Raw genomic sequence first — 25,436 nt, forward strand, 5'->3', positions numbered from 1 at the left:
ATAAATTAATTAGATTTTAAAAGATAAAGAAGAGAGTATTCAAGAAGTTATTCATAGAAATAAAAGTTTATGAAGAAAGTGTTGATATTAGTGAATTTCAACCTATTATTGGAAAGTGGAATGATGATGAAAATTATAAAATAATTGCTCTCGAATGAAGAGAAGTGCTTGATATTGCAAGAAAGTATCGTGATGTATTAGATGCTTGTCATGTGATGAAATGGTTTATGAGTCGAGGTATAACAGATGATTTATGTCTTGATTCTCTTGTTTTATAAATGGAGATTTTTGCTTAGAAGATAAAATAAAAAATATCTTATCATAGTCAAAATAATATTATTTGGCATAATGGATCAACTACCAATTTTAATAGTTATATTGGATACAACTAAGATAAACAAGCAGGCGTTGTTGTTTTATCAAACTTATCAGCTCGTCATGGTGTTCATATGACTTTTATTGGAAATAAACTTTTACATGAATTATTGCCAAAATAAATATGATTGGAAAGGGGTATTTATGGGATTTTGGATTTTTATGATTATTATGAACTTGCTTATTCCATTGACAATGATTGTTTTTGGTAGATATTTTATGAAAAAAGCACCCAAGGAAATTAATGGTGTATTTGGGTATCGTACATCTATGTCGATGAAGAATATGGATACTTGGCAATTTGCTCATAAGTATTGTGGTAAGATATGGTATGTTTGTGGATTCATTACATTGATATTAACTGTTGTTTCCATGCTTTTGATTCTTGATAAGAATAAGGATATTATAGGAATTGTTGGAGGGGTTATAGTATGGGTGCAACTTATGTTTTTAGTAGGTTCAATTGTTCCAACAGAAATAGCATTAAGGAAGAATTTTGATAAAAATGGCAATAGACGATAATAAATAGAAGATATAACACAACATAAAAGGAAAAAGGATTATCCATTAAGACAATCCTTTTTCAATATAATCAATAACTTGATGTAAAGAATCAAGTATACATGTTGTTTTGTTTGCATATTGTTCTTCTGGTATTTTCATATCAGGAATACAAATCACTGATATTTTGGCATTATGAGCGGCTTGAATACCAGCCTCACTATCTTCTAAGACTAAGGCTTCTGCAGGCTCTACACCTAGTTTTTGACAAGCATTTAAGAAAACATCAGGTGCTGGTTTACCATGTTTCACTTCATCACCACAAATGACATCATCAAAATAATCTAAAATACCATTCTCTTTAAGTAAAGCATTGACTCTTTCACGACGACTAGAAGTCGCAATCATTGTTTTATAATGATGTTCCTTTAAATAAGTTAATAATTCAATCAAACCATCTTTTAATGGTACACCCTCTCTAGCAAACTGTTCATCCATCATTTGATGAACTTGATCAGCTGTTTCATGAATAGGAAAATCTTGTCCATATTCATCATACATGGCTTGTTCAGTGGCTTGCATTGTACGTCCTAATAAAGTTGTATAAAACGCTTTTGTCATATCTAAATTCATTGCTTGTAATACTTTTCTATAACATTGGTAAGTGACATTTTCAGTGTCAATCATTAATCCATCCATATCAAAAATAACCGCTTTTAACATATTTCATTCCTCCACTTTATAATGAGTATAAAAAAATGATCATCTTGTGTCAATGAAAAAACAAAGATTATGACAAGATTATTTTGCTTATTTTAGATGTTTATATTATAATGGTAACGGTTTGGAGGTTAGAGTATGAATAATATGATGGAAAGATTGGAAACAATCGCAAGAAGATATGAAGAATTAAATGAAATTTTAATGGATCCAAGTATTGCTAGTGATGTTCAAAAGATGACTGAAGCATCAAAGGAACAGGCGAGTTTAGAAAATGCTTATCAATTATATCAAGAGTATAAAAAGGTTTTAGATGGTATTGAAGAAGCTAAAGAATTATTAAAGGAAAATGATCCTGAAATTAAGGAAATAGCGGAATTAGAATTAAGTGAATTAGAAGAAAAGAAACCTCAATTAGAAGAAAAATTACATTTAGAATTAATTCCAAAAGATCCAAATGATAATAAAAATGTTATTGTGGAAATTCGTGGAGCTGCTGGTGGAGATGAAGGAAATATCTTTGCAGGTGATTTATATAGAATGTATATTAAATATGCGGAATCTCAAGGATGGAAGATTGAAATATTAGAAGCGCAAGATAGTGAGGCTGGAGGATATTCATTGATTTCTTTTATGATTAAAGGAGAAGGTGTTTATTCTAAGTTGAAGTTTGAATCAGGATCACATCGTGTACAACGTGTGCCTAAGACAGAAACACAGGGACGTGTGCATACTTCCACAGCAACGGTTCTTGTGATGCCAGAAGCTGAAGAAGTGGATTTTGAATTAAATCCAAATGATTTACGTATTGATACTTATCGTGCATCAGGAGCTGGAGGACAGCATATTAATAAAACAGATTCAGCTGTACGAATTACCCATATTCCTACAGGTGTTGTCACAACATCACAGGATGGACGTAGTCAACATGATAACAGAGATAAAGCGATGCGTACAATGCGTACAAAATTATATGAAATGAAATTACGTGAACAAGAAGAAGCAATTGGTAGTGAAAGACGTAGTAAGATTGGTAGTGGAGATCGTAGTGAAAAGATTAGAACTTATAACTACCCACAAAATCGTGTCACAGACCATCGTATTGGTTTAACAATTCAACAATTGGATCGTATCATGGAAGGAAAATTAGAAGATATTATTGAGGCTTTAGTTAATGAAGATCAAAGATTAAAATTATTAGGAGAACAACAATGATTTTAAGAGATTTGATTCGTCAAAGTGAAGCTATGCTAGATGAAAAAGATAAAGATTGTAATGTCGCAAAAGTTTTATTTTATCATTTAGCCAATAAAGAACCTCATCAATTATATTTAATGATGGATGAAGAAGTGGATGAAACTTTATTTCAACAATTTCAGGCAGGTATGGAAAGATATATGAATGGTGAACCAATTCAATATATCAATGGTAAAGAAAACTTTTTCTCAAGAGATTTTATTGTTAATGAAAATGTTTTGATTCCACGCTACGAAACAGAAGAATTAGTAGAAAATATTTTATATAAAATTGATGATTATTTTGAAGATTATGAATCTATTGATTTATGTGATGTTGGAACAGGTTCAGGAGCGATTGCGATTACATTAGCTTTAGAAGAACCAAAATTAAAAGTGATAGCGACTGATATTAGTCAAGAAGCATTGGAAGTGGCAAAAGAAAATGCAAAAGCATTAGGAGCTCATGTAACTTTCTATCAAGGAGATATGTTGCAACCATTAATTGAACGACAACAAAAGTTTGATATATTTGTATCTAATCCACCTTATATTCCTCAAAATCAGGATATTGAAAGTGTGGTTAAAGATAATGAACCACATGTGGCTTTATTTGGTGGTAATGATGGTTTATATTTCTATCGTAAGATTTTTCAAAATGTTCAAAAAGTCTTAAAAAATCGTGCTTTACTTGCTTTTGAAATGGGCTTTGATCAAAGAGAAATTATGTGTGAGGCTGTTGAGCATTATTTTCCAGATATCCCTTATGAAATTATCAAGGATATCAATGGAAAAGATCGTATGTTGTTTATTTATTATCATTTGAGTTAAGTTTATGGAAAAGATATTAGAAACATCAAGATTATATTTAAGACGTTTACAAAAAGATGATGCTTTACGTATGAGTGAGTATCGTCAAAAAAAGAAGTGGCTTATTATCAGTCATGGAAAAAATATTCTTTAAAAGATGCATCAAGACGTATTGAACAATGCTTAAAAATGACATCTTTAAATCTTCCTAAAACAAATTATCATTTGGCTGTTATTTTAAAAGAAGAAGATATGATGATTGGTGATTTATTTGTGGATGTAGCGAATGAAAAAGTCTTTGTTTTAGGATATACATTAGATAGTGATTATTGGTCAAAAGGTTATGGCAGTGAAATTGTTGATGCTTTTTGTCAGTATATGAAAAAAACATTTCAGTTTCAAAAAGTAATGTGTTATGTGTATAAGGATAATCAACGTTCTATTCATTTATTAAAGAAATTACAATTTCATAAATTTGATGAATCTTATTTCTATCATGATGAAGGTTATATCAAACATCTATAGGCAATGCTTAGACATTGCCTTTACTATTTTTTCACATAATATTTTGATTTTTGGTATGGATTTTTTCATAAACTTGTCTTGTAAAGGAGGAAAAAATATGCTCAAAACAGCATTATTAAGTATTAGAAAAAATATTGGGAGAAGTTTATTGTTGTTTTTATTGATGTTTTTAATTACAAACTTGATTATTGCAGGTTTATCGATTCAATCAGCTTCAAAGGAATCTATGGATCAAGTGCGTACATCTTTAGGGAGTGATGTAACGTTTTCATATTCTATGCAAAATATGATGAAGGATCGAGAAAAGGGAGAGGCTTTAGATCAAAGTATTCAAGATATAACAACTGATATGGCTAATCAGTTAAAAGATTTAGATTATGTGGAAAGCTATAACTATACTTTAAGTGTAGGTGTTAGCAGTGATGATATTGATCCTGTAGAAATGAGTTCTGATACAACAGAGTCATCTCAAAGTCAACAAAATGCACCTGGAATGGGAAACGATATGCCTAAAATGTTGGATGAAAATGATTTTACGATTGTTGGGAATACCACAATGGCTCATTTATCATCATTTGAAAATGAAAACTATGTTTTATCATCAGGAAGATTATTAACTGAAGAAGATGCCAAGACAACAAACTGTGTGATTGAAAGTACCCTTGCCAGTGATAATGATTTAGAGGTTGGTGATACCATTACTTTTTCAAGCAGTGATGAAGAAGTAGATGTTACATTAACAATCATTGGTATTTATACTGTGGAAACAACTGAACAGATGGGTAATATGATGAGTAATCGTCAAAACCCAATGAATCAGATTTATACAGATTTATCAGTAGCACAAACATTGAATCAGGATGAAACAAAGATTTCCAGTGCAACTTATTATTTAGATGATCCTGATCATATTGATGCTTTTATTGAATTAGCTCAGTCATCAACAGATATTGATTTTGATACGTATACATTGGACGCTAATGATCAAATTTATCAAAGAAGTATTTCTTCACTTGAAAGTATGGGACAATTTGCAACTTTATTTTTAATTGTTGTGATTGTTGCTGGAAGTGCCATTTTATGTTTAATCTTAGTTTTAACAATGCGTAGTCGTTTCTATGAATATGGAGTCTTTTTATCACTTGGACAATCTAAATTAAAAATTGTCTGTCAACAATTCTTAGAAATCTTTATGATTGCGATGGTGGCTTGGACTCTGTCTTTAGGAACTGGAAAAATGGTATCAAATGTGATTGGTCATATGTTGGAATCAACACAAAACAATCAATCTCAAATGATGATGGAAATGCCTGAAGGAGAAACTTCACAAGATAAAAATCAAGGTCAAAAGAAAATGAATTTATGGGATCAGACAATGCAAAGTCCAGAAAATCAGGAACTTGATGTTTCATTAACATCAACAACAATTATTTATCTTGCCGGCATTACAACGGGGATTTGTGTGATTTCTACCATTTTACCTTCGCTTTATATTTTAAGATTATCACCTCGAGAAATTTTAGGAAGAAGGAGTCATAATATGGATACAGTATTAACTTTTGAAAAAGTCAGTTATCATTATCAAGATGGATCAAAGATAGTCAATATTTTAAAAGATGCTAATTTTATATTTGAAAAAGGCAAGACATATGCGATTGTTGGTGCCAGTGGTAGTGGTAAAACTACAGCCTTAAGTTTAGCCAGTGGTTTGGACAAACCTAAAGAAGGACGTGTCTTATATAATGGTCAAGATATTGTCAAAAGAGGTTTAACAAACTATCGTCGTCATGATATTGCGATTGTCTTTCAAGCTTATAATTTAATTATGTATATGAATGCTATTCAAAATGTGGTCTGTGCAATGGATATTGCTCATATGAAGATGAAGAATAAACAAAAATATGCCCTGTCTATTTTAAAAGAACTTGGATTAAGTGAAGAAGAATGTCAGCGTGATATTCGTAAACTTTCAGGAGGACAACAACAAAGAGTAGCGATTGCTAGAGCAATTGCTAAAGATGTTGATTTTATCCTCTGTGATGAACCGACTGGAAATCTTGATGAGAAAACAACACGTGGGATTATTCAAATCTTTGTAGATTTAGCACATCAACAAAATAAATGTGTGATTGTTGTGACACACTCTAAAGAGTTGGCTGCTTGTATGGATGTACAATTAAAAATTGACAATCAACAATTAAAAATCATTGAATGAGGATTGAAAAATCCTCGTTTTTATCATTTTTCATTTTTTTCCATAAATTTATATTATAATGGAAGAAATGGAGGGACATGCTGATGAAGATTTTATTAATAGAGGATGAAAAATTAATCCGACAATTTATCGTTGAATATTTCCAAAAACAAGGAGAAGAAGTTATCGAAGCCAGTGATGGCTATGAAGGTTTATCGTTATTAGATGAAAGTTTTGATTTGGTTTTATTAGATATTATGATGCCAGGTATTGATGGTTATGAAGTTTGTAAACAAATTCGTCAAAAGAATGATATACCTATCTTATTTATTAGTGCATTAAGTGATGATGATAATAAATTAAAAGGATATGATGTAGGAGCTGATGATTTTATTTCTAAACCTTTTACACCTTCTTTATTGTATGCGAAATGTAATGCTTTATTAAAACGTTTTAAAAAAGATGAAGAACAGGCAACAACGATTGATGAAGGAATGATTCATATCAATGATGATACTCATGAAGTTTTTATTGATGGTGAAAAGACAGCTTTATCACATAAAGAATATCAAATGCTTATTTATTTTATAGATAATAAACGTAAGATTTTATCACGTGATCAATTGTTGGATCATATTTGGGGTTATGATTATTATGGTGATCAAAGAATTGTGGATACTTATGTAAAGAAATTAAGAAAAAAGTTAAAAGAGGCCGCACCATATATTCAAACGGTTGTTAAAATTGGGTATATGTTTGATGTGAAGGGGTAACATATGAAAAAATTAAACTTTAGTTTAATTATTAAAATTGCATGTATTATTTTATTGGCTTTCCTTGCGGTACTGGGCAATGAGATTCGTTTAGGAATAGAACGATATATTAAAAATACAGTTGAAACAGATGCTGAGATGACGATTCGTAACTTAGATAAATTTGCGAAAAATTATCTTGAGAAAATAGCTGTCAATCCAGTTGATTTATCCTCTCAACAGTTTTTAAGACTTTACCATCAAGCACTTTCAGGCGATTCAACAAAAGTCAAATGTCTGGTTGATAAAGATGGAAAGATTTTAGAAATGTCTAGAGATGGTATTATGAGTCCAACACTTTCTTTGATTGTCAGTGAGAATGAGACGAATTATGCAAAAAGTATTGATTTTTCATTATTGAATCAAAGTGAATTAGAGAGAGTAGAAAAAATGATTTTACAAAATCAAAATTCACAAATAGATGTATCACTTGATGTACATATTGGACATTATAATAAATTTAATGATGAGATACGTGATTTAACATTTCAAACAATAAAGATTAATGATCAAGTTGTTGTAGAAAATAAAATAAGTGGAGAAATCACACATATCGAAGGTGTTGCAAGTTCTTATATGAGTGCCAAAATGGAATTGATTTTTCCATATTCAATAGAAAAGTTATCAATGTCTTCATATTTAAGTCAAGAAGCTTTAGTGACGGATTATCATGATGCCTTTAAAGGACTACAACAACAAATTCAAAGACATTTTCAAACTTTCAAAGATTCAGGAAGAGAGTTTAATTCATCTATTTATGATTATACACAATATTATTTGATTAATCTCTATGAATATAATGGTAAATATTATTCGACTATCATGATGCGTTTAGAGGACTGGAATCAGTCTATAGAATTCGCACAAGGTGATGAAGAATTGACAATAGAAGATGCAACCATTGGCTATATTTTTGTAACACAGGAATATGATAATTTACCAATGGACTCTTTAAAAGATTTTATGTATGATAATTCTTCAACATATATTTTAGCCATTGGTTTAATTATTGTTATGTGTTTTGTGGTAGCTTATATGATTGTACGTCCTATTAAACAATTGGAATTAGCAGCATGGCGTATTTCTCGTAAACAATTTGATTATCCTATCGACACATCTCGTCACGATGAATTAGGAGATTTAGCAAGAGGTGTCGATAAAATGAGTAAAGAACTAGAAAAAACAATTAATGATCTTCATCAGGAAATTGAAAGAGTTCAACAATTAGAAATCGTAAGAAAAGAATTTGTATCTAATTTTACACATGAAATTAAAACACCGTTAGGAATTATTAATGGTTTTAGTGAGATGGTGGAATTAGAAAAAGATGAGAAAAAACGTAATGAATATATAGATATTATTCAACATGAAACTAAACGTATTAATGAACTTGTTTTAGCTATGTTGGACTTATCAAAATTAGAAACACAAAATATGTCTTTAGATCTTGAAGAATTAGATTTATTAGATATTGTTGATGAAATATTGCAATCAATGGCTTGTTTATTTGAAAGCCATCAAGTTCAAATCAAAACAGATTTAGACTCTAGTATTATTGAAGCAGATGCTTTTAAAATAGGAATGGTTGTGAGCAATTTTATTAGTAATGCTTTACATCATACAGAGGCAGGAGAAGAAGTGATTATTCACTTAGATGAGCATTGTTTTTCTGTTGAAAATACAGGTGCGCATATTCCAGAAGAAGATATTCATAAAATATGGTTATCTTTCCATAAGGTTGATAAAGCAAGAAATGAAGGTGGCACTGGATTAGGTCTTGCGATATGTAAAGCTATTTTGGAGTTACATCATTTTGAATATGGTGTTCAAAATACTGAACGTGGCGTTTTGTTTTATTTTCGATTTTAAAGAAAACCAGTAGTTAAGCTATTGGTTTTTTATATAAAGCATGAAAGTTTGTGGATAATGTATTTAAATAATAGAAGAGATAAAGAAAGATTGAAAAAAATGTTAGAAACAATAAAAAATCATTTAGTTGTGTCTTGTCAGGCATTAGAAAATGAACCATTACATTCATCATTTATTATGTCACGTATGGCATTGCCGGCGAAAGTTGGTGGGACTAAAGGAATTTGTGCTAATTCTGTTGAAGATATTCATGAAATCAAAAAAACAGTAGATTTACCTATTATTGGAATCATTAAAAAAGAATATGGAGATTGTCCTGTATTTATTACACCGACTTTAAAAGAAGTAGAAGCTTTGGTTCAAGAAGGTGTCGATATTATTGCGATGGATGCCATCCTAAGACCAAGACCTGAACATCAAAACTTGGATAGTTTCTTTTATGAGCTGAAACAAAGATTTCCTAATCAAAAATTTATGGCTGATTGTTCGACGGTTGAAGAAGCCTTGCATAAGGATGAACTAGGATTTGACTTTATTGGAACAACATTAGTTGGATATACAAAAGAAAGTGAAATCCTAAAGATTGAAGAAAATGATTTTGAAATTATTCGAACAATCTTAAAGAAAGTCAAACATCCAGTGATTGCAGAGGGGAACATTGATACACCTCAAAAAGCAAAAAAGTCATAGAAATGGGATGTTATAGTGTGGTGGTAGGATCTATTATGACACGACCACAAGTGATTACAAAAAGATTTACTGATATGATGAACGAAGATGAAAAGTAATCTTCGTTTTTTTTCTTTTTGATATATAAATTCTAAAGAACTTGATATGACTTTGAAAATATGACAAATAATTTATAAAGAACCGTCTATAATGGGTCTAGAGGTGGAAAAAATGGAACTGATTATCAATCCAAATCGTATAAAAAAATTAAATATCAATTCGTCATTTATATAACATTCATATCATTTTTAATATCCATTGTAAATATCTATTCATCATCCTTGTTATTTGCATTACCTTTTTTTATGTGTGTTTTATGTGTGGCTATCCAGCCCTGATTAGTTATCTGATAGGGATTAGCATGGGTATGATCTTTTTGCAAGTGCCTTATGATATTCTTTTGGTAAGTGTTATTGCATTTTTAATATTAGAATTCTGTTTATTGTTTCAATCTATGAAATCAAGGTATGTCCCTTATCTTCTAACATTAATAGGTGGTATTTATTATGCTTATATCCAAATAGATTTACTTTCAACGCTATTATTAACAATCTTAACTTATATCAATACAATGATTTTTACATCATTAACACCTTTATTTATTCATGGGGAATCTGATTTATTAACACATGAACGCATGAAATCTTTAACTGTGATTATTTTGATTTGTATGATGGGCTTAATACCTTATTCATTCATTTCAACAATGATTCTGATTCGTATATTTATTTTAATTATGATTTATCATGAATGTTTAGATGATTTATTACCAGGATTATTTTATGGTTCAATGTTGATGTTATTGATGAATTTAAATTATAAAGATGATATTTTATCTTTTTTATTACCGCTTTTCTTTTTCTATATGATTCAGTGTCATAAAAAGGCAACTATTGTTTCCTTGTATTTTGTATCACATTTGATTTTACCATTCTTTTTAGATTTTCAATATACATATCATGGTTTTATTGTTGTTGTGAGTGGGCTTATCTTTTTGATCTTACCTATTCGTAGCTATCAACCTGTGCTATCTTCAAGTTATCAAGAAATGACGTTTAAACAGCAATTATCTAAACAGGTTGATTCATTCTGTCGCCTATTTGAACAGATGACAGCCCTGTTTACAAAAGCTCCTGCTCCTAATCGTTCATTAGAATATGTTGGTTATATTTATGAAGATATGTGTCAAAACTGTTCAAGTCAAACAACATGCTTTCATAAAAAATATGGACCACATCGTTTAGTAAAACTCATGAACAAAGGTTTAAAAGATCATTATAGTGAGGCTGATGAAGATTTTATTCATCAATATTGTTTGAATCCTGAAAAATATCTGACTTTAGTTGAACAATATCGTAAAGATTATCGCAAAATTAGACGTGTTCAAGAAGAATATAAAGTGATGAAAAACGATTTATATCATCAATTTTCTTTATTAAATCATGTTTTTCATCAATTCTCACATCAATTAGAAATTGGACATATTGAAGAAAAGCATATCTTAGAACATATGGAGGGTTATCATTTTCAAGTAACACATCTTAAAAAATATTATGAATCGCAGTCTGTATATTATTTAGAGATTGGACTTTATGATACAACAAAAGAAGAAATTGAAAATGAATTTATTCCAATTTTAGAAGCATATTTAAATGAAACTTTGGACATAGAAGTCATGAAAACACCAATGCATCAACTTGGTTATGCATATCTTGTTTTAAAACATCATACACGTTATTTTGTACAATATGGCGTTTGTCAATGTGCTAAAGAAAGTATTGCTTGTGGCGATAGTTATATCATGTTTTCGATGAATGAAAATGATTATTTTGCTTTAAGTGATGGTATGGGACAAGGACAAAAAGCTAGTGATGATTCTAAATTGACATTGGATGTGATGAAACAGCTTATTATGAATGGCATTTCTTTAAATGATACAATCCAATCAGTGAATGCTTTGTTGAAGATTAAAAATCGTAATGATATGTTTACGACAATGGATATGATGGAAATTAATCTTGTTAGTGGTGTCACAACATTTATGAAATATGGGGCATGTCCTACTTTTATTTTAAGGGATCATGAAATTATTGAAGTGGAATCAAAGACATTACCAATGGGTATTGTTTCTCCATTAGAAACAATGATTCAAAAACAGACTTTAAGAGAAAATGATATGATTTTTATGGTTAGTGATGGTTTTTCAACTCATTTTTATGATTTTTTAAAGGAAAATGAATATTTAATTGGTGATGATCATCCTAAAGATATAGCTCATTTATTTATGTCTTTAGCGAATGATGAACAAAGAAATGATGATATGACAATTATGGTTTTAAAATTATGTAAGCAATAATCCCAAAGTATTGGGATTTTTGTTATTTCTTTGATATAATGTCCTCATGGAGTGATAATATGAATTTAGAATTATTAGATTGTTCAAAGTATTATGTCATTGGTGTATCAGGTGGTTGTGATTCAATGTATCTTTTAGATACATTAAGAAAACAGGAATATCATTTATTGGTTGCCCATGTGAATTACAATTATCGTCATGATAGTTATATAGACTATGAACTTGTCAGTGATTATTGTGCCACTTATGGCATACCTTTTTACTATAAAGAATACCATACTAAAGATTATCATCAAGGTAATTTCCAAAATCAGGCGAGAACTTTAAGATATAATTTTTATAAAGAAATTTATGATTTGTATCAGGTGGATGGTGTGATTTTAGGACATCATTTAGATGATCATATCGAAACGATTTATATGCAATTATCACATCATAATACGGTTCATTATTTAGGAATTAAACAGGAATCATATGTACAAAATATGCGTATTATTAGACCTTTGATGGATTTATATAAAGAAGATATTTTAAAAAGATGTCAACAATTAGGGATTCCTTATCATGATGATTATACAAATTTTGAAATTGATTTTGAAAGAGATAAAGTCCGTAATACAATCTTAAATCAATATACTTTATTACAAAAAGAAGAACTCATACAAAAAGCTAAAATTCATAATCAAAGAATCAAAGAATTAGAGTTTAAAGTCGAACCTTACTACCAACAATATAAAACAGATGGGATGATTTATTATTACTATATTCCTAAACAATTAAGAGAAATTTTCCTTTACTTGATTCTTCGAGATGTCATGCCAACACAGTTAATTTCATATGCTTTGATTCAAGAAATCAGACATCAAATTGATAGTGTCAAACCGAATATTCAAATGAATCTACCAGTTAATTATCTGTTCATAAAAGAATACGATAATATCTACATCATTGATAAAGATAAAACAAAAGGATATAGTTTTGAATTTCAACAATATATGCCTTTTGGTTGTGAATATTTCCATTTATTAGAGAGTGGACATATCAATGAAGGGGTTTTTCTTGCCCCAGAAGATTATCCCATTACTATCCGTACAATGAAAGAAGGCGATAGCATTATGACTTCTTCTGGCACAAAGAAGCTTTCACGTCTTTTTATCAATGCGAAAATTCCTGCTTTAAAAAGAAAAACATGGCCGATTGTCGTTAATCGTGAAGGAACCATAGTTTTAGTTCCACATATTGCAAAAAACATTGATTATTTGACTACAAAACCAAATGTATTTGTGATAAAATAGAGAGGCTTATTATAAGGAGTGGAGAAGTATGCATAAAGATGTTAAAGAAGTTTTATATACACAAGAAGAAATTATTGAAAAATGTAAGGAATTAGGACAATTAATCAGTGATGATTATGCTGGTAAAGAAGTGATTCTGGTTGGATTATTAAAAGGATCAGTTCCTTTTTTAGCAGAGTTATCTAAATATATAGAGTTAGATGTCACTTTTGATTATATGGATGTCAGCAGTTATGAAGGTGTTGAATCTCGTACGATTACCATAAAAAAAGACTTGGATCAGGATGTGAAAGGTAAAGATATTTTATTAGTAGAAGATATTTTAGATACTGGTAAAACTTTAACAACGGTCAAAGCGATGTTGGTTGAACGTGGGGCATCATCGGTGGAAATTGTGACAATGCTGGATAAAAAAGAAGGACGTACTTATCCAATTGAAGCTAAATATGTAGGATTTGAAATTCCTAATGCTTTTGTGATTGGATATGGATTGGATTTTAATGAGAAATATCGTCAATTACCTTATGTAGGTATTTTAAAAGAAGAATGTTATATGTAGTGAAAAGGAGATTATATGAATAATAAGAATAAGAGTTTAATCAAAGCGATATTACCTTGGATTATTGTCATTGTATTATTGAGTTCATTAGTTCCTTTATTGAATATGGGAAAAACCAATGAAGTTAACTATACAGAATTCACGGAAATTCTTAAAGAAGAAAAAGTAACTGAAATGTCAGTGATGCCGGGCGTTTATGTGACAAGTGTTGAAGGTCAATATACAAAAACAGAAGATGGTAAAGAAATTGAGTACACATTTAAAACAAATGTACCTCAAACCGATCAGGAATTAGATTCTTTAATCCAATTAATGGAAGATAAAGGTATTGCTGTTCAAATCAGAGATGCGAAAAGTGAAAATATGCTTGTTGATACTTTATTAGCTTTACTTCCATACATTTTATTGATTGGTGTGATGTTCTTTGTGATGAGAAGTATTGGTGGTGGCGGTGGAGCCAACGCGAAGGCTTTTGATTTTGGAAACTCACGTGCTAAATTAGAAAAAGACAGCAAGACAAGATTTAGTGATGTTGCGGGTGCTGATGAAGAAAAAGAAGAGTTAGAAGAATTAGTCGCTTTTTTAAAAAATCCAAAGAAATTTGCGAATATGGGTGCTAAAATTCCTCGTGGTGTCCTGCTTGTAGGGCCACCAGGAACAGGGAAAACATTACTAGCAAGAGCTGTAGCTGGTGAAGCCAATGTGCCTTTCTATTCGATTTCAGGTTCTGAATTCGTTGAAATGTTCGTTGGGGTTGGTGCTGGACGTGTGCGCGATATGTTTAAAAAAGCAAAACAAAATGCACCATGTATTATCTTTATAGATGAAATTGATGCTGTTGGACGTCAAAGAGGAACTGGTGTTGGTGGTGGACACGATGAACGTGAACAGACATTGAACCAGTTGTTAGTTGAAATGGATGGATTTAGTGGTAATGAAGGTATTATCATTTTAGCAGCGACAAACCGTGCTGATGTCTTAGACCCAGCTTTACTTCGTCCAGGACGTTTTGATAGACAAATTCAAGTGGCTAATCCTGATAAAAAAGCAAGAGCTGAAATTTTAAGAGTTCATGCACGTAATAAACAATTTACTGATGATGTGAATTTTGAAAATATTGCACAACGTACACCAGGATTCTCTGGGGCAGAACTTGCGAATGTGTTAAATGAAGCAGCATTGTTAGCTGTACGTTTAGGACATAAACGTATTACTTTGGATGATGTTGATGAAGCTATTGATCGTGTGATTGGTGGACCAGCTAAAAAATCACGTAAGTACACTGAAAAAGAAAGAAAATTAGTGGCTTATCATGAAGCTGGACATGCGATTATTGGATTGACTTTAGAGGATGCTAATAAAGTGCAAAAAGTCACAATCATTCCTAGAGGTCAAGCTGGTGGTTATAACTTAATGACACCAAAAGAAGAAACTTACTTCCAGACAAAATCACAGTTAATGGCAAGTATTACTGGATTTATGGGAGGACGTGTTGCTGAAGAAATTTTCTTTGGTGATGTATCTTCAGGTGCTCATAATGATATTGAACAGGCAACACGTATTGCGAGAATGATGGTTACTGAATTGGGTATGTCTGATCTTGGACCTATTAAATATGATTCAGGACATGATGCTGTATTCTTAGGTAGAGATTATTCTTCAACAAGCAATACGCATTCAGGGCAGATTGCTTATGAAATTGATCAACAGGTTCGTAAAATTATTGATGCTTGTTATAATCAATGTCGTCAAATCATCAATGAACAAAAAGATAAATTAATTACAATTGCTGATGCTTTATTAGAACATGAAACATTAAATAACGAACAAATCGAATCTTTATATAACACTGGACATATGCTTGAAATGGATAATGGTGTAGATGATCAAGATCATCATGATCAAATGCCACCCATTCAAGAAAAGAAAGAAACAGTGAATTTAGATGATGATCTATTAGATGAAATGAAATAAGCACTTATGTGCTTATTTTTGTAAGGGGAGAAAAATATGAAGAGAAGTACAATGAGTAAAATATTAGTAGTGATTTTAATTGCTTGTATGGTTATTCCATTAATTGGTTACTTCGCATTTGGAGGTTAAGATGAAAGATTATTTAGTAAGAGGACTTGTCGAATCAAAGAATTGTCGTGTTTTTGCTTGTACAACAAAACAGTTATTAGAAATAGCAAGACAAAAACATGATTTATGGCCAACAGCCTCAGCCACTTTAGGACGTTTTATGTCAGCTACCTTGATGTTAGGGGCAATGAATAAAAATCATGAGAAAATGACTGTCACAATGAATGGTGGAGGAACGATTGGAACAATCATGGCTTGTACAAATAGCGATGGAAAAATTAAAGCTTTTGTAGCCAATCCCCATGTGCATTATACATATGAAGATACTGGAAAATTAGGTGTTGGTATGGCAGTAGGTAATCAAGGAACACTACAAGTTATCAAAGACATGGGATTGAAAGAACCTTTTGTTGGAACAGTTCCTATTCAAACTGGTGAAATTGGTGAGGATTTTTCTTATTATTTTATGGTTTCTGAACAGATTCCATCGGTTGTATCATTAGGTGTTCTTGTTGATTCAACAAATGAAATTTTATCAAGCGGTGGATTTATTATTCAGTTATTACCTGAAGCAACAGATGTAGATATTTCTTATATTGAAGAAAAAATGAGAAATTTCCCAGCAATATCTTCGTTACTTCATGAAGGACATTCACCAGAAGAAATTTTAAAAATGATTTTTGATGATGTTGAAATCTTAGAAACGCAGGATTTATCTTTTGAATGTGATTGCTCAAAAGAAAAGATGAAAAATGCTTTGATGACAGTAGGAAAAGAGGAAATTCAAGCAATGATTGATGAAGATCATGGTTGTGAAATGACATGTCAGTTCTGTAATTCAAAATATACATTTAGTGAAGAAGAATTGAAAGAGTTATTAGAGAGTATCCAATAGGATATTCTTTTTTTATATATAAACAAGAAATTTCTCAAAATATAAAATATATATTGACACTATTTCTCAATATGGTTATAATAGCATTGTAATCGATTTCAAGAAGGGAGTATGAATTTATGGAAAGTATTAAATCGTTTTTTGAAAAATTTCAGATGACTATGGAGGAAAAAGTCGTACCTGTAGCTTCTCGTATTTCATCACAGAGACATTTGGCTGCATTAAGAGATGGACTAACAATTTTAATTCCTTTCACAGTCATTGGTGGTATTGCTTTAATGATAGCCAATCCACCGGTTGATTTAGAAACAATTCAACCTACTAATTTTTTCTTTCAATTTTTAATTGCATGGAAAAATTGGGCTACTGACTGGAGTGCATTATTATCTATACCTAATAATTTAACGATTGGAATTATTTCAATTTATGTTGTTTTAGGTGTTTCTTATCGTTTGTCAAAGACATATCATATGGAAGCATTTGCCAATTGTTTGACAGCATTATTTGTCTTTTTATGTGTTGCAGGTGTACCACAAAGTTTAAATGATGGAAACTATATCAATATTTCTGGCTTAGGTTCTACATCAATGTTTGCAGCAATTGTTGTAGGATTGGTTGTTATAGAGATTAATCATTTTCTGATTGTTAAAAATATTAAGATTTCAATGCCACAAAGTGTACCTCCAATGGTAGCTGGGCCATTTGAAGTTTTATTACCATTAGCAATTAATATGGTATTGTTTATTGGTTTGGATCAGTTTATTATATATTTAACAGGTAGTGGTTTTGTTAATTTAGTCTTTACGATTTTCTCACCACTTATTTCTGCAACATCATCATTACCATCTATGTTATTTATTGTATCATTAACAGTAATATTTTGGTTCTTTGGTATTCATGGTGATAATATGGTTAGTGCGATTACTACACCTATTTTTACAGGAAATTTAGTTATGAATCTTGAAGCATATAATGCCGGAAAAGATATTCCAAACATTATTGCAGGAAACTTTACATTTATTTTTGGGTTAGCTATTTGTTATTTGGCAATATTATTCCATATGAATTTTGTTTGCAAAAATAAAAGATTACGTTCGCTTGGACGTTTAGCTATTCCATCATCGTTGTTTAATATAAATGAACCATTGGTATTTGGAGTGCCAACAGTATTAAATATTTTAACATTTATTCCAAGTTTAGTATGTACAATATTTAATGTTGCTATAGCTTATGGAGCAACATATTATGGGTTAATGGGAAGAACATGTATGAGTGTTCCTTGGACATTACCAGCACCACTTTATGCATTTCTTTCTACAATGGATTGGAAAGCTATTATTGTATGGTTATTCTTGTTTGTTGTTAATGTTTTAATCTTCTTACCATTTATGCTAAGTTATGATAAGCAATTAGATTTAGAAGATTCATCAAATAAAGAGTAGTATTTTTTGATAGGGGGAATATTGTGAAAATTCAAGAAATTATAGATTGCCTAGAATCGCAAGGTGAGTGGGTTAATCGTCAATATACACGTGACCATGTTTTAGTTGGTAATGGGGATATGGAAATTGAGAAAGTTATAGTATGTTGGGTGGCAACTAATGAAGTAATTAGACAAGCTATTCAAGAACAATGTCATTTTATTATTACACATGAAAATCCATTTTATATGAGTGGAACATCTATACCAACGGAGATTTTATACTCACAAAGAGAAAAAATGGAATTGTTAAATAAACATCAGATAACTATTTATCGCTGTCATGATTTATGGGATTTATATCCACAAATAGGGGTAAGAGATCAATGGGCTCAGCTTCTAGATTTACCATTTAAAAATGCATCTTCAATGCATAGTTATATAAGAGTTTCACAACCATTTGATATGTCGGTACAAGAGTTAGCTCAACATATTATACGAAATATAGAAATGTATGATGAATTTGGAGTTGAAGTAATAGGAAACCTTCAACAAACAGTTCATTGTTTAGGTATAGGTACTGGAGCTTGTACAGATATTATTGAAATGTATCATGCCGGAGCAGATGTTTGTTTAGTAAGCGATGATGGTATCAATAACTGGGTACATACACAATGGGCAATGGATCATCAAATACCGTTGATTGTTGTTAATCATTTAACGAGTGAAGCAGCAGGGATTAGACGATTAAGTCAATATCTTTCATGTCAATTTCCAAATATTGAATTTCAGTTTATAAAGAATGATTATGGTATTCACCATATAGAAAAAGGGGCTGTAACGAAATAACTTTTTTAAAAGTTGATTCGTTCAGCTTTTTTCTTTTCTCAAAAATTTGACAATAAAAAAACATCTTCTTCTTTTTTTGATGCTCATCCTAGTATTTTTATGTCTTTTTTTCTGTTTTTGAGCGCAATATCCCTATCTGCACTTAAATCCGTTTTTGACATGTGCATAACTTTCTAATTGAAAAGCGATTTTTTCCTGTCCTCTTTCTCTTTTCTTAGGCGATAGTTGTGATATTTCCTCAAATTGTATCCCAAACATACAATGAGAAATTCCATTTTTGCATTTTTCAGTCCTCTTCTCGTAAATCTTACGAATCCCATGTCCTGCTTTATCACTCCAAATGCTCCCTCTACCTGTATGCTTCTTTGCCTCTTTAGCTCCTTCCCAAATTCTGTGGACAGGTTTTCATCAACCACTGCATAGAACTCGTCCAGCACCACATCTCTTGTTACTATCTTCCTGTGTTTCCTGCTCCTGCAGCACTCTTCCATATATGGACATCCTTCACAGCTTTCCTGACTTGTCATCCTTTGCTTTATTTTCAGGTATTCTCCTCGCTCATCGTATATATCTTCAATATTCTGATCAAAAACGAGTCCATTGGGACAGACCTTATATCCTTCTTCATTCTTCTTCCAATTATATGGATTGTATTTCTTTTTTCTGAATTTCGGTTCATTCTTCTTTGCATACATTGCATACTTCATGTACAGCTCCATCCCATGAGTCAGGCAGTACATATAATTATCTTCATTTCCATAGCCTGCATCCGCCATTGGATATGTTGGGTATTCTCCTGTGTACTGTTTATATCTTTCCATGAATGGTATGAATGTCTTTGCATCCGCTGGTCGCTGAAACAAATCTGCATTGACTATCAATCCATCACTGACTGCTATCTGTACATTGTAGCACGGTCTGCTTAATCCGGTTTTGCAGTAATAATCTATCTTTGCTGCACACATCGTGGCATCTAGATCAGTCTTTGAGCAGCTGTTTCTGTCTTTCCCTATGACAGAAAGCCAGTATTCATATTCATCAAGTTTCATGTAATATTCCAGAAATAGGTCATACCATCTCTGGATTTTGGTTTTCCTTTTTCCTCTTCCATAGACGGGCTCAATGCCATTGCTGACCATCACTTCCATAAAATACTGTGCAATGTAGCCAATTTCCTGTGCACAGTAAAAATAATGATATGAAAAGTCAAATCCTCTTTCCATGTTCATTTCAGTGATTGAATGTGTTATTTTAGAAAACAGCTTCATTCTTGCATTGAGTATCCTTGTCTTGTATACAAAAGAATATTTATTGGCGTTGGCTTCAATCTTGGTTCCATCAATATACTGAATGGACTTGTCCACATCCATGAGATGACAGATATTTTCAGTCACTTCAAAATAAATCTCATCAATGTCACAGATGAGATAATCATTCAATAGTCTTTCAAATGACATGAAGCTAGGCGTGGTACTATGTCAAGATTTCGGACAACTTAAATTGCAGAATTTGTAATAAAAGTTGTTTGATTTTTGTTAGTCACTGCTAACATATAGTTTTTCTCGTATTCGTTGGGTGACTGATACCCACAATGTGAATGAATCCTTATTGTATTGTAGAATCCCTCTATGTATTCAAATACAAGTTGATATGCTTCTTCATAATTCATTATCTTATAAAAATTCAACCACTCCCTTTTGATTAATGCATGAAATGATTCTATACAGGCATTATCCCATGGTGTTCCTTTTCTTGAGTAACTTGTTACAAATCCTTCTGTCATCTCCTGATATTTAGTTGATGTGAACTGCACGCCCCTGTCACTTTGCACCACTAATGGTTTTTCTACCTTCCTTCTTTCCTTTGCCTTTTCAATACTTTTTAGAACTTCATCTGTTTCCATCGTTTTTGTCAGCACCCATGATATGATTTTTCTTGAGTATAGGTCCATGACGCTTGTCAAATAGACAAAGCCTTCATCAACTGTTCTTATATAAGTTATATCTGTACACCAGGCACAATCAGGTCTTGATGGATTAAAATGTCTATTGAGCAGATTTTTAAGCCTTGAAGAGAAATCCTCACTTATTGTTGTTTGAACGTATGGCTTTACATATCTAGCCTTCCAGCTGTTTTCTCTCATGATGGAATAAATGTATCTTTGACTGACTTTTTCACCATTTTGATTGAGCATCTCTGTTATTTTTGGTGAGCCATATATTTCATGAGAATTTCTATAAATTTCCTCAACTTTCTTTGTAATTTTTTCTCTTCTTTGTTTTGTATAGCTTGGCTTTCTATTAATGTAATCATAATAACCTGATTTGCTGACATCTAACTGTTTTAGCACACTGGAAATCGAAATTGTTGAATCTTTCTTTTTTGATTCTTTAACACTTTCGTAGATGTCCTTTTGGTTTATTTTCCCAGTATGCCAATAGCCTTTTTTAGGATTTCTAATGCATCCTTTGTATCTTTAAGTTCTTTTCTTAATTTGGCTATTTCCTTAGCTTCATCACTTGAATAATTTCCACTTCCTCTTATAATCACTTCATCATTATTTTTCTTGTAACTTTTCATCCATCCACCAATCGTCGTATCATGAATTCCAAATCTTTTTGATACACTTACATATGATTCATCTGGATGATCTAAACAGTACTGAATCACTCCTTCTCTAAAATCTTTATCATAAGTATGTTTTGCCATATGTTTCTTCCTCTCATTCTGTTTGTTTTATAATTCATATGACATTGTACCATCAATGATTTTCTCTGTCATTTACCTTGTACAGTTTTTATTCTACCATCAATACATGAATCTGATGTCATGCCTGCATAGGGATTCCAAATCTCTAAGATGGCATTTTCCAATCATTCTTGCAAGTAAAACAGCCTTTAGAAGCAAGATGTTATCATATCCCTTTCTCCCTCGACACTCTTTTCTTTTCAGGTATTTATAAAGATTCACTCCTTCCAGTGCCTTTAAGAAAGAAACAACCTCATCATCAGGATCAATTTTTAATCCCAAATCTAGTGGCAAAGATAACTGAAATGCGTTATAATTGTTATTGTGATTAGATTGTGTAAATGTGGTGATTTCCATAATCTAATTATACCAAAAAGGACAATGTAAATCATTAACTGATTTCATTGCCCTTTTTGTTTTGACTGCATTTTTAATATTTATTTCGTTACAGCCCCTTTTTCTTCTAAGTATAAACCGTAGTAATAAGAAATAATTTCAGCAAAGAAATAAAGTGTTGTACGATTGTCTAATTGCTTTAAAACTGTTGATGAGGTTGTTGGGGCAATATTGGAAGGAAGGGTAAAAATCATATCAACTAATTGATTTATTGATGAATCATTATTCATAGTGATAAGAATAGTTTTTGCTCCGTTTGCCTTAGCCGTTTTTAAAAGTTTGTTATAAGTAATAGACGAAGCAGAAACACTAAAAATAATTAATAAGTATTGTGAATTAATACAATTTTCTAAATAGGTAAATTGTACATTATCCGTAATTCCCTCAATAAATTGATTGTGGGAATACAAAGAATATACCAACTGATTGGCACAAAAAGCTGAATTACCAATACCGATAGATTTAATATAGGGGTATTGATAGATATAGGCAGCTAATTGTTTAAGTTGTTCATCAAAATTCAATTGACCAATGGCTTGAATTGTTAAAGCAAATGAAGAAGAAATTTGATGTAAAACAGTTTCATTGTTTACAGTAGTTGGTACTTCCTGCGCATCTCTTTTTAGACTTTCTTCAATAGCGTATTTAAATTCACTATAACCACGATAACCTAATTTTTTAGCAAATCTCAACATTGCTGATTTAGATGTATGACAAAGATTTCCAGCTTCAATAATTGAATTTTCACTAATGATATTTGGATTATCCATAATCTGTGTATAAATACGTTTTTCAGTCGTTGTTAAAGATGTGTAATATATTGATATACGTTCTTTGAGGTTCATAAATATTCTCCTTTGTGCTTATTTTAGCATAGAGTATATAATATGAAAATATATAAAATTTACAAATAATGCATAATCTAATATAAAAAAGAAGGTACAAGGGAAGGTACCTTCTCTTTTTGGGGTTTACCAATATTAGGAATATAACTTTGATAACTTACATCTATTTTATAATGGGGAGGAAAAATAGAGGGGAAAGTGTAAGTTATCTGTATATATGTTTGACTAATATTTGAGTTTTATTCAATTATTTTAAAATTTTTATGGTAATACTTTTTCTAGTCTGTTGACTAAAAAAGAGCAATTCCAATCTTGATTAAATCAGGAATAATGTATGGAATGACACACCATCCTAAAACGATTGATAACTCAACAACACTAACAGTTTGCATATAAACTGCCATAAACCAAATTGTGCCAAAACCATAACATACAATTAAACCAATAACCATTGACATAGCAAGGACAAATAGACTTCTACCAAAGAATTTTTCAATCAACCACATCACTAAAGCAGAAAATAAAAATCCAACAATATAACCACCACTTGTTCCTAAGATAGCACCGATACCACCAGAGAAACCAGCAAAAACAGGAAGTCCGATTGCTCCAAGTAGGATATAGACTAACACAGCAAGTGTTCCTCTTTTACCACCTAAAAAGCCAATCGTGGTAAAAACAGCCATTGTTTGTAAAGTAAAAGGAACAGTGGCAGGAATTGCAATCCATGAACAGATTGCTATGAAAGCTGTAAAAATACTAATATATACAATATCGCATGTTTTATTTATTTGAGATACTTGTCTTATATTTTCCATAAATATACTATCCTTTTTCAAATTCGGGTTTAAGAATAACAGAGTTTATTATTATTGTCAAGTTATTTATAGTTTTAATTTTACAATAAAAGAAGATTCATTAGAATCTTCTTTGAACAATGTATTTTGAATGGGAGAGGGAAAATTTTACATTGTGACTAGGAAATTATTTTCTATATCGCCTCCTATGTTTTATACTATATCAAGTATTTATCTTTGTATTTTCAAGAAAGTATGTTATATTGTGTTATGGTGAAAAATATGAAAATTGGAAATATAGAAATTAAAAACAGAATTATTATGGCGCCAATGGCGGGGATTACAAATGTCGCCTTTAGAAAAATTATTAAGGAGTTTGGTGCAGGACTTGTTGTCAGTGAAATGGTGAGTGATAAAGCATTATGTTATGGCAATGTCAAGACTATTGATATGTTGACAGTTGATGAAGATGAACATCCAATGAGTATTCAAATCTTTGGTGGAGATGTTGATTCAATGGTCAAGGCAGCCAAGTTTGTAGATGAACATTCAAATTGTGATATTATTGATATTAATATGGGATGTCCAGTTCAAAAAGTATTAAAAGCTCATGCTGGAAGTTATTTATTACAATATCCTGATTTGGTATATGATATTGTGAAAAATGTAGTTGCAGCAGTGAGTAAACCCGTGACAGTCAAGATTCGTATTGGGTATGATTTTGATTCGATTAATTGTGTCGAAATTGCAAAGTTAATTGAAAAAGCAGGAGCAAGTGCTATTGCTGTACATGGGAGAACACGTTCGCAAATGTATGAAGGTCATGCCAGTTGGGATTATATCAGACAAGTTAAAGAAGCTGTTTCTATTCCAGTCATTGGTAATGGAGATGTTAAAACGGCTGAAGATGCTAAACGTATGTTGGATGAAACTGGTTGTGACGCAGTTATGGTTGGTAGAGCAGCATTAGGAAATCCTTGGGTTATCCAACAAATGGTGCAATATGTTGAACATGGTATACTTTTAGATGAACCAACAGTGGATGAAAAATTAGATCAATGTTTAGCTCATGCTAAAAGATTAATAAATGTTGAAGGCGAAAAAAATGCGATGCGACAAATGCGTGGTCATGCTCCTTGGTATATGAAAGGTTTAAAATCAGCGAGTGCTATTAAAAATCATCTATCCAAAGTCAATGCTTATCAGGAATTAGAAGAAATTATTGAGAATTATCGTTATTATTTACATACAGGTGATAAAACAGTTTTTGAAAAATAAGAAAGGAAAACAAGAACTTATTTAATGAATTAAAGATAAAGAAGATTATATATCAGTTTTGTTTATAAACATAAAAGAGAAATGCACAAACATTTCTCTTTTTATGATTAAATGCAGGATATATTGTTAATTCACAATATATTTAT

22 protein-coding genes and 1 pseudogene are annotated in these 25,436 nt (G+C 31.1%); 17 read left to right on the plus strand and 6 right to left on the minus strand.

Annotated features, from left to right (window positions below; translation table 11 throughout):
* Positions 1-519 precede the first annotated feature (519 nt).
* Positions 520-897, plus strand: a complete 378-nt coding sequence (locus NMU03_RS08575; RefSeq protein ID WP_290142248.1) for an SdpI family protein — start codon at positions 520-522, stop codon at positions 895-897.
* A gap of 45 nt (positions 898-942) precedes the next feature.
* Here NMU03_RS08575 and NMU03_RS08580 read toward each other — a convergent pair whose 3' ends face one another.
* Positions 943-1,599 (minus strand): HAD family hydrolase, encoded by a 657-nt coding sequence (locus tag NMU03_RS08580; RefSeq protein WP_290142249.1) that lies wholly within the window; start codon positions 1,597-1,599, stop codon positions 943-945.
* A gap of 135 nt (positions 1,600-1,734) precedes the next feature.
* Here NMU03_RS08580 and prfA point away from each other — a divergent pair, with 135 nt between their 5' ends.
* The 15 genes and pseudogenes from prfA to NMU03_RS08660 all read left to right on the plus strand — a co-directional run bounded on the left by prfA (position 1,735) and on the right by NMU03_RS08660 (position 19,226).
* Positions 1,735-2,811, plus strand: a complete 1,077-nt coding sequence (gene prfA, locus NMU03_RS08585) for a peptide chain release factor 1 (RefSeq protein ID WP_290142250.1) — start codon at positions 1,735-1,737, stop codon at positions 2,809-2,811.
* Entirely contained in the window at positions 2,808-3,662 is an 855-nt protein-coding gene (gene prmC, locus NMU03_RS08590) for a peptide chain release factor N(5)-glutamine methyltransferase (RefSeq protein WP_290142251.1), read from the plus strand. Before prfA ends, prmC begins: the two co-directional genes overlap by 4 nt.
* A gap of 4 nt (positions 3,663-3,666) precedes the next feature.
* Positions 3,667-3,795: a hypothetical protein gene (locus tag NMU03_RS08595; RefSeq protein WP_290142252.1), complete on the plus strand. Its 129-nt coding sequence runs from the start codon at positions 3,667-3,669 to the stop codon at positions 3,793-3,795.
* Entirely contained in the window at positions 3,759-4,166 is a 408-nt protein-coding gene (locus tag NMU03_RS08600) for a GNAT family N-acetyltransferase (RefSeq protein ID WP_290142253.1), read from the plus strand. The genes NMU03_RS08595 and NMU03_RS08600 overlap by 37 nt, the downstream gene beginning before the upstream one ends.
* A 97-nt stretch (positions 4,167-4,263) precedes the next feature.
* Entirely contained in the window at positions 4,264-6,381 is a 2,118-nt protein-coding gene (locus NMU03_RS18230; RefSeq protein WP_353956669.1) for an ATP-binding cassette domain-containing protein, read from the plus strand.
* Positions 6,382-6,464: 83 nt separating this feature from the next.
* Positions 6,465-7,133, plus strand: coding sequence for a response regulator transcription factor (locus NMU03_RS08615; RefSeq protein ID WP_290142254.1), 669 nt, complete (start codon positions 6,465-6,467; stop codon positions 7,131-7,133).
* A gap of 3 nt (positions 7,134-7,136) precedes the next feature.
* Positions 7,137-9,041, plus strand: coding sequence for a sensor histidine kinase (locus NMU03_RS08620; RefSeq protein WP_290142255.1), 1,905 nt, complete (start codon positions 7,137-7,139; stop codon positions 9,039-9,041).
* Between the two features lie 99 nt (positions 9,042-9,140).
* Positions 9,141-9,829: pseudogene (locus NMU03_RS08625) on the plus strand (N-acetylmannosamine-6-phosphate 2-epimerase).
* Positions 9,830-10,131: 302 nt separating this feature from the next.
* On the plus strand, positions 10,132-12,126 hold the full coding sequence (locus NMU03_RS08630) for a PP2C family serine/threonine-protein phosphatase (protein WP_290142256.1): 1,995 nt from the start codon (positions 10,132-10,134) through the stop codon (positions 12,124-12,126).
* A 59-nt stretch (positions 12,127-12,185) separates the two neighbouring features.
* On the plus strand, positions 12,186-13,421 hold the full coding sequence (gene tilS / locus NMU03_RS08635; protein WP_290142257.1) for a tRNA lysidine(34) synthetase TilS: 1,236 nt from the start codon (positions 12,186-12,188) through the stop codon (positions 13,419-13,421).
* Between the two features lie 28 nt (positions 13,422-13,449).
* Positions 13,450-13,980 carry a hypoxanthine phosphoribosyltransferase gene (hpt, locus tag NMU03_RS08640; protein ID WP_290142258.1) on the plus strand — a complete coding sequence of 177 codons (531 nt, stop codon included), beginning with the start codon at positions 13,450-13,452 and terminating at the stop codon, positions 13,978-13,980.
* 15 nt (positions 13,981-13,995) lie between these two features.
* Positions 13,996-15,954, plus strand: a complete 1,959-nt coding sequence (ftsH, locus tag NMU03_RS08645) for an ATP-dependent zinc metalloprotease FtsH (RefSeq protein WP_290142259.1) — start codon at positions 13,996-13,998, stop codon at positions 15,952-15,954.
* A 130-nt stretch (positions 15,955-16,084) separates the two neighbouring features.
* Entirely contained in the window at positions 16,085-16,957 is an 873-nt protein-coding gene (gene hslO / locus NMU03_RS08650) for an Hsp33 family molecular chaperone HslO (RefSeq protein WP_290142260.1), read from the plus strand.
* 119 nt (positions 16,958-17,076) lie between these two features.
* Positions 17,077-18,399, plus strand: a complete 1,323-nt coding sequence (locus NMU03_RS08655) for a PTS sugar transporter subunit IIC (protein ID WP_290137668.1) — start codon at positions 17,077-17,079, stop codon at positions 18,397-18,399.
* Between the two features lie 23 nt (positions 18,400-18,422).
* Positions 18,423-19,226 carry a Nif3-like dinuclear metal center hexameric protein gene (locus NMU03_RS08660; RefSeq protein ID WP_290137669.1) on the plus strand — a complete coding sequence of 268 codons (804 nt, stop codon included), beginning with the start codon at positions 18,423-18,425 and terminating at the stop codon, positions 19,224-19,226.
* 173 nt (positions 19,227-19,399) lie between these two features.
* On the opposite strand, the gene NMU03_RS08665 is transcribed toward NMU03_RS08660, so the two are convergent.
* The 5 genes from NMU03_RS08665 to NMU03_RS08685 all read right to left on the minus strand — a co-directional run bounded on the left by NMU03_RS08665 (position 19,400) and on the right by NMU03_RS08685 (position 24,033).
* Positions 19,400-20,683 carry a transposase gene (locus tag NMU03_RS08665; protein WP_290137670.1) on the minus strand — a complete coding sequence of 428 codons (1,284 nt, stop codon included), beginning with the start codon at positions 20,681-20,683 and terminating at the stop codon, positions 19,400-19,402.
* Positions 20,684-20,721: 38 nt separating this feature from the next.
* A complete protein-coding gene (locus NMU03_RS08670; RefSeq protein WP_353956688.1) occupies positions 20,722-21,687 on the minus strand; it encodes an IS3 family transposase in 966 nt (321 codons plus the stop codon).
* The gene (locus NMU03_RS08675) at positions 21,645-21,935 is read right to left on the minus strand and encodes a transposase (RefSeq protein ID WP_290137672.1); all 291 of its coding nucleotides are present in this window, start codon (positions 21,933-21,935) and stop codon (positions 21,645-21,647) included. The genes NMU03_RS08670 and NMU03_RS08675 overlap by 43 nt, the downstream gene beginning before the upstream one ends.
* 476 nt (positions 21,936-22,411) lie before the next feature.
* Positions 22,412-23,215: a MurR/RpiR family transcriptional regulator gene (locus NMU03_RS08680; RefSeq protein WP_290137673.1), complete on the minus strand. Its 804-nt coding sequence runs from the start codon at positions 23,213-23,215 to the stop codon at positions 22,412-22,414.
* 290 nt (positions 23,216-23,505) lie between these two features.
* Positions 23,506-24,033, minus strand: coding sequence for a biotin transporter BioY (locus NMU03_RS08685; protein ID WP_290137675.1), 528 nt, complete (start codon positions 24,031-24,033; stop codon positions 23,506-23,508).
* 261 nt (positions 24,034-24,294) lie between these two features.
* Here NMU03_RS08685 and dusB point away from each other — a divergent pair, with 261 nt between their 5' ends.
* A complete protein-coding gene (dusB, locus tag NMU03_RS08690; RefSeq protein ID WP_290137677.1) occupies positions 24,295-25,290 on the plus strand; it encodes a tRNA dihydrouridine synthase DusB in 996 nt (331 codons plus the stop codon).
* Positions 25,291-25,436 lie beyond the last annotated feature (146 nt).

The sequence above is a fragment of the Allocoprobacillus halotolerans genome (assembly GCF_024399475.1).
Classification (GTDB): Bacteria; Bacillota_I; Bacilli_A; order Erysipelotrichales; family Coprobacillaceae; genus Allocoprobacillus; species Allocoprobacillus halotolerans.

What these genes read in the sequence shown, in the direction of transcription:
- NMU03_RS08665 (WP_290137670.1), bottom strand. Translation starts at nt 20,683, where the DNA reads ATGTCATTTGAAAGACTATTGAATGATTATCTCATCTGTGACATTGAT.
- ftsH (WP_290142259.1), top strand. Translation starts at nt 13,996, where the DNA reads ATGAATAATAAGAATAAGAGTTTAATCAAAGCGATATTACCTTGGATT.
- NMU03_RS18230 (WP_353956669.1), top strand. Translation starts at nt 4,264, where the DNA reads ATGCTCAAAACAGCATTATTAAGTATTAGAAAAAATATTGGGAGAAGT.
- tilS (WP_290142257.1), top strand. Translation starts at nt 12,186, where the DNA reads ATGAATTTAGAATTATTAGATTGTTCAAAGTATTATGTCATTGGTGTA.
- NMU03_RS08575 (WP_290142248.1), top strand. Translation starts at nt 520, where the DNA reads ATGGGATTTTGGATTTTTATGATTATTATGAACTTGCTTATTCCATTG.
- NMU03_RS08630 (WP_290142256.1), top strand. Translation starts at nt 10,132, where the DNA reads ATGGGTATGATCTTTTTGCAAGTGCCTTATGATATTCTTTTGGTAAGT.
- NMU03_RS08615 (WP_290142254.1), top strand. Translation starts at nt 6,465, where the DNA reads ATGAAGATTTTATTAATAGAGGATGAAAAATTAATCCGACAATTTATC.
- prfA (WP_290142250.1), top strand. Translation starts at nt 1,735, where the DNA reads ATGAATAATATGATGGAAAGATTGGAAACAATCGCAAGAAGATATGAA.
- NMU03_RS08685 (WP_290137675.1), bottom strand. Translation starts at nt 24,033, where the DNA reads ATGGAAAATATAAGACAAGTATCTCAAATAAATAAAACATGCGATATT.
- NMU03_RS08595 (WP_290142252.1), top strand. Translation starts at nt 3,667, where the DNA reads ATGGAAAAGATATTAGAAACATCAAGATTATATTTAAGACGTTTACAA.
- NMU03_RS08655 (WP_290137668.1), top strand. Translation starts at nt 17,077, where the DNA reads ATGGAAAGTATTAAATCGTTTTTTGAAAAATTTCAGATGACTATGGAG.
- dusB (WP_290137677.1), top strand. Translation starts at nt 24,295, where the DNA reads ATGAAAATTGGAAATATAGAAATTAAAAACAGAATTATTATGGCGCCA.
- NMU03_RS08680 (WP_290137673.1), bottom strand. Translation starts at nt 23,215, where the DNA reads ATGAACCTCAAAGAACGTATATCAATATATTACACATCTTTAACAACG.
- hpt (WP_290142258.1), top strand. Translation starts at nt 13,450, where the DNA reads ATGCATAAAGATGTTAAAGAAGTTTTATATACACAAGAAGAAATTATT.
- prmC (WP_290142251.1), top strand. Translation starts at nt 2,808, where the DNA reads ATGATTTTAAGAGATTTGATTCGTCAAAGTGAAGCTATGCTAGATGAA.
- NMU03_RS08580 (WP_290142249.1), bottom strand. Translation starts at nt 1,599, where the DNA reads ATGTTAAAAGCGGTTATTTTTGATATGGATGGATTAATGATTGACACT.
- hslO (WP_290142260.1), top strand. Translation starts at nt 16,085, where the DNA reads ATGAAAGATTATTTAGTAAGAGGACTTGTCGAATCAAAGAATTGTCGT.
- NMU03_RS08675 (WP_290137672.1), bottom strand. Translation starts at nt 21,935, where the DNA reads ATGGCAAAACATACTTATGATAAAGATTTTAGAGAAGGAGTGATTCAG.
- NMU03_RS08620 (WP_290142255.1), top strand. Translation starts at nt 7,137, where the DNA reads ATGAAAAAATTAAACTTTAGTTTAATTATTAAAATTGCATGTATTATT.